We start from the raw sequence: 5,218 nt of genomic DNA, 5'->3' as shown, positions 1-5,218 counted from the left end.
AGTAGCGCTCGCGCGGATCGACGATGTCGAGACCGAAGTGCGGAACGGAGTCCCGTTCCGCGCGGGTCGGCTTCGCGGTTCCGACATCGAAGCCCGTGTAGACCTGGCGCGAGTCCGCGCTGACGATGGCCAGCCCGTTCGCTTCCGCGAGCGCCATGGCCAACGCGCTCTTGCCGGCGGCGGTCGGCCCGACGATACACGCGGTCACCGCGCGAGCCATGCCGGCGTCGCGGTGCGGGCTACTTGCGCCCGAAGCGTCGATCGAGTTCATCCCAGGAGAGTCGGACGATCGTGCTACGCCCGTGTACGTCGTGGGCCGGCAGCGTCGTTTCGGCGAGCGCGATGTACAGGGCGCGCATCTCGCCCGGTGACATCGCATCGCCGGCCTTGATGGCTGCCTTGCAGGCGAAGGTGGCAGCGAGGCGCTCGTGGCGGGCGTGGGCACTCGCCGAACGGTCACCGGTCATCGCGGCGAGTGTATCCCGCAGGCACCGTTCGGCATCGAAGCGCGGATGCGGCATGGGCACGGCGTTCACGAGTAACGTGCTGCCGCCGAAGTGATCGATTTCGAAGCCGAGCTTGGCGAAGAGATCGCGACTCGCCTCGAACGCGTCCGCCTCGGCGGGCGCGAGGTGCAGCGTCATGGGAAAGAGCAGTCGCTGCGACGGTGCTTCGCCACGTTCGAGTACGCCAAGGAAGCGCTCATAGAGCACGCGTTCGTGCGCGGAGTGCTGGTCGATGAGGACCACCCCTTCGTCGTGCTCGAACATGAGATATGTCCGCCGCAACTGCAGGAGCGGCGGCACGACGATCGGTTCGGGCGACACCGCGCCGAGGGTCGCGTCTTCCGGCGGTGCGGGCGCTGGCGTGCCGTGGCCGACGGTGGGTACGCCCGTGTCTTCCCACGGCGGCGAATCGAACGCCGGCGCGGCCGCGAGTTCGTCGCGCGTGGCGAAGAGGCCATCGAGCGACTTGGCGATGCGTAGCGCCATCGGTTCGAGCGGGGTCCCTTCGGGGCGCCAGGATGGCGACGGCGCAACAGCCGGAGTGTACGTGCGCCACCCGCCGAGTCCGGCCGACGCCTCGAAGAGCCCGAGCGCGCGGCGCACGGCCTGCTCGACCGCGCGCTCGATGGGCCATCGGTCGCGGAAGCGCACCTCAGCCTTCGCGGGATGCACGTTGACGTCCACGTCGCCGCCGGGGACGTGCACCTGCAGTACCAGCGAGGGGCGAACGCCCGAGGGGAGCGTGGACTTGTAGGCCGCTTCGGCCGCGCGCACGAGCCCATGGTCGCGGATGAGCCGTCCGTTCACGATGAGCAGCACGCGTCGCGATGCCGTGCCGACGTCGGCGGGGCGCTCTACGAGACCGGTGACATGCACGGGCCCTTGTACATCGTCGACATCGACGAAGCGATCGAGCTCACGCGCACCCCAGAGTGCCATGAGGCGCGCGCGGAGCGTCGGCACCGCCGGCAGATCGAGTGCGAGCTTGCCATCGTGGCGCACGGTGAAGTGCACATCGCGCCGCAGGGTGGCGATGGCGTGCATGGTCTCGAGAACGCTGCGCCACTCACTGCGCGGGCTGCGGAGGAATTTCTGCCGGGCCGGTGTGTTGTAGAAGAGGCGATGCACCGACACGGTGGTGCCGCGGCGGCGCGCCGCATCCCGCACGTCCGGCAGAGCGCCACCCGCCACCCGCACCGACGTCCCGGCCCCGTCTTCCGGCGCCGTTTCGATGTGCAGCTCCGATACCGATGCAATGGCCGGCAGCGCCTCACCGCGGAAACCGAAGCTGCGCACGCCCACCAGCTGTTCGGCCGCGGTGATCTTGGAGGTGGCGTGGCGCGAGAGCGCCAGCACGGCATCGTCACGATCCATACCACAGCCGTCATCGGCGATGCGGATGAGGGCGCGCCCCCCCTCCTCGACGGTGACGTCGACGGTGGTGGCACCGGCATCGAGCGCATTCTCGACCACTTCCTTCACGACAGACGCCGGCCGCTCGACCACCTCGCCCGCGGCGATCTGGTCGGCAACGGCACTCGGGAGAACGGCGATGCGCGGCATCCCGAAGCTTACCGGATCGGGGTGTCCGCGACGAGTGGGGCGAGTCGTGAGGCCGGGAGCCATCCATCGCGGCCATCGGCCAGCATGACGCGCGACCAGCCTTCCTGCACGGTACTCATGCGCACCACATCGCCGGTGGACACCCCACCCACCGTGGCGGCTTCGAAACCGGGCGCACTCCGCAGCGTTTCGGGACGTCGGATAATCGCGAGCCCGGTGCCGTCAAGGGCCTGGGCGCCCCGCCACGCGGCGGCACCGGCAGCGATGGCGCCGACGATCAGCACAAGCGCCGATGCTTCCAGTGCGCCACGTCGTTGAACGGAACGCCATGACGCGAAGAGAAGCAGCCACGCGAGCCCCCAGGCGACCACGGCCAGCACCGCCAAGGGGACGACGGGGATCATGGGGATGGCGGCAAGGCCACCGCGCGCGCCTGCGGGAAGCAGCGCCATGCGCGCCTGCACGTCGGCCGCCAGCGGGTCGAGGCGCGCGGCGCGCTGCCATGCCATTACGGCCGACACGGTGTCGTTGGCGGCCCAGGCGGCGGTGCCCCAATTGACCAGCAGGTCGACGTCGCGCGGACAGGCTGCCGCGGCGACGGCCAACCGCTGCGTGGCGGCCGCATAGCGGCGAGCCGCGTACGCCGCCGTTCCCTCGCCCACGAGGAGATCGAGTGGCGTGGGAACGCTCCGCGGTGCCGCGGGTGCGGCGTTCACGTTCGCGACCGTGGGATCGACGGCGGTGGTGCACGCCACCACGGCCGGTGTCCCTGTTGCCATGGTGGACTGCGCGCGAACGGCCGATGGACGGACCAGCGCACCGAACGGCAGTGCGAGGCACAGCGCCAGCGTGCCACGCCGCGACGCCCGGCGCCGCCAGAGCGGCGTACGACCGTGCGTCACGGCTTCCGCATGGACCGCGTCGAGCAGCTGACGCGCGCGATGCTCCAGGGGGGTAATGTCGCCCGCGGTGATCGATGCCGGGCCGAAGCCCACGCGTGCGAGATCATCGAGGAGTACGACAAGCGCAGCCGTGGTGGCGCGCGTCACCCCGCGACGTCGGAGTACGCGCTCGACATCGCCCGGCGCCACCAGGTCGGTGGGGGCCACTTGGAGCCGCTCGGCGAGCACCGCGAGCACCGTACGGCGCGCGCGACGCGCCTGCCCCGCCGGCGAGGCGTCGTGCACGGTGGGTTCGCGCGGGGGCGTCACCGTCGTGGCGGCACGATCCGAGGACCGTCGGCGTCGTGCGCGGGCGACCAGCGCCACCAGTGCAGGCACCGGCACGAGCAGCACGAACGCCCCCGTAGCGTTGCGCACGGATGGCGACAGTTCCGACAGCGTGGCGGTAGAGCTTCGGCGCCACGCGCGCAGCGCCAGCTGCTCCGCCTGGTCCTCGCTGCCCGTTGCGGCGAGCTCACCAGCCGCCACGCGCACGTCCGCGGGCTGCGTCTCCGCCACTGCGTAGAGACTGCGATACGGATCGAAATACACATACCGGATGACAGGCAGCGTAACGGCACCGTCGCGCGTGGGCGTGAGGAGAAAATCGAACTCCTTCGCGCCCCGTACGAGCGCCCCACTGGTATCCATCTGCAGCCGCTCATTCCCAGGCACCACGGTGGCCCACGAGACTTCCAACGGCGGGCGGGGAAAGAGCCGGACGTTACCGGTGCCTTCGATGCGCACCGTGAGCACCATCGGATCACCGACGCGAGCCTCAAACGCCGACAGGCGCGTGCTGGCCCGAAGCACCCCGACCGCCCCCGTGAAGTCGGTGGGTCGCCCCTCGACTGGCAGCGGCTTGATGATGAGCTGCGCGCTCTCGGCGCGCACCGTGAAGCGCTCCTCGCGACTGAAATAGCTGGCCGACTGTGGCAGACTGTACGTGAGCTGTGGCGAGGGTACGCGCAGGGGCCCGGCGGTGACGCCGAACAGTGCACGCTGGAACACATGCGCCTCATACGAGCGCGGTCCGCCGTACGCACGCGACGGTACCCGCGTGGGCGCCCCCAATTCGTACGCCAGCAGTCCACGCAGTTCGGGCGGCAGAAACTCCGGATTGCGCCGGAGACGGCCACGAGCCTCTTCGCTCAACAGCACGGCAACCTGATAGGTGACCTGCTGCCCCACGTAGACCGTGTCGGGAAACGCGGCGGCGTGAAAATCGATGGGTCGGTTTCCCGTACTTCGGATACGCTGGATGATGGCGGTGGGCGATGGCTGCGCAGCGACCTGCGACGCACCGGCGCTCATCGTGACGAACGCGCCGAGGGCGAGTACCATCGCGAACACACGAGGCCAGCGTGCCTCCACGCGACGTATCACCAGTCCTTCCCGCCGGGCGGCACGCGCCCCTGACGCTGCCTCCGCCCCTGCACGTCCTTTTCCTCGCGCGCCGCACTGTTGAGTAGTGCATCGGCCTGCCGCTGATCGAGCCCGCCCTGTGACTGTGGCTGCGGCTGCGGATCATTATTCCGGTCGTTGCCACCGCCCCCGCCGCCACCGCCCCCGCCGCCCTGCGGCGGCTGCTTGCGCAACGCGAGTTCGAAGTTCCACTTGGCGTCCGCATATCCCGGACGTTCAGTGAGATAGGCGCGATATGCCGCGCGCGCCGCAGCGAGTTGCTGTTCGGCTTCGGGGTTGTTGGCCGCGCGTCCCTGCTGGAGTGCCGCCACCCCGGCGTTGAAGCGCGCCCGAGCACGCACGTCGCCTTCACTGTTCTTGATGACTGACTCGAGCAGCGCCTGCGCTTCCTGCACCGAATCGGCGCCGAGCACGGCGGTCCCGAGATTGTAGGCGGTGCGCGCCGATGCATCACCCTGCGCGACCATCGCGCGATAGGCGGCGACCGCCTCTGCCACGCGCCCCTCCTTGAACAGCGCCGCGGGATCGGGTTCGGTGGCGCAGCCAATGAACGTGCCGGGTACGAGCACGAGGAGCCAGACGATCCAGGCGGACGGCGCAGCGCCGATGGCGCGCGCGTCGGAACGGCGCTGTGCGATGGACGCCGGCGCCGACAGACGCCAGGCATCGTAGACGAGCAACAGCAGTGCGGGCACGAGTAACCACAGGAAGCGCGGCAGATGATCCTCACGCGTATCGATGGCCCGTCGTGCCGTGCGCAACGACTTGAGCGCCCCACGAATA

Annotated in this window: 3 protein-coding genes and 1 pseudogene; all 4 read right to left on the bottom strand. The window is 70.0% G+C overall.

Going from position 1 to position 5,218, the window contains the following annotated elements:
* Positions 1–271: isopentenyl transferase family protein (locus ACIQ6O_RS12420; protein ID WP_396208106.1), on the bottom strand; the 271-nt coding region annotated here is incomplete at its 3' end.
* On the bottom strand, positions 240–2,069 hold the full coding sequence (gene mutL, locus ACIQ6O_RS12415) for a DNA mismatch repair endonuclease MutL (RefSeq protein WP_396208105.1): 1,830 nt from the start codon (positions 2,067–2,069) through the stop codon (positions 240–242). The genes mutL and ACIQ6O_RS12420, both read right to left, overlap by 32 nt.
* A gap of 8 nt (positions 2,070–2,077) precedes the next feature.
* Entirely contained in the window at positions 2,078–4,363 is a 2,286-nt protein-coding gene (locus ACIQ6O_RS12410; protein ID WP_396208104.1) for a hypothetical protein, read from the bottom strand.
* A 29-nt stretch (positions 4,364–4,392) separates the two neighbouring features.
* A pseudogene (locus ACIQ6O_RS12405) lies at positions 4,393–5,218 on the bottom strand (hypothetical protein); the annotation flags it as partial.

It is taken from the genome of Gemmatimonas sp. (assembly GCF_044345575.1).
In the GTDB taxonomy this organism is placed as follows: domain Bacteria; phylum Gemmatimonadota; class Gemmatimonadetes; order Gemmatimonadales; family Gemmatimonadaceae; genus Gemmatimonas.
Note: the sequence above shows the minus strand (reverse complement) of the source record. Positions and strands in the feature narration are given on the sequence as shown.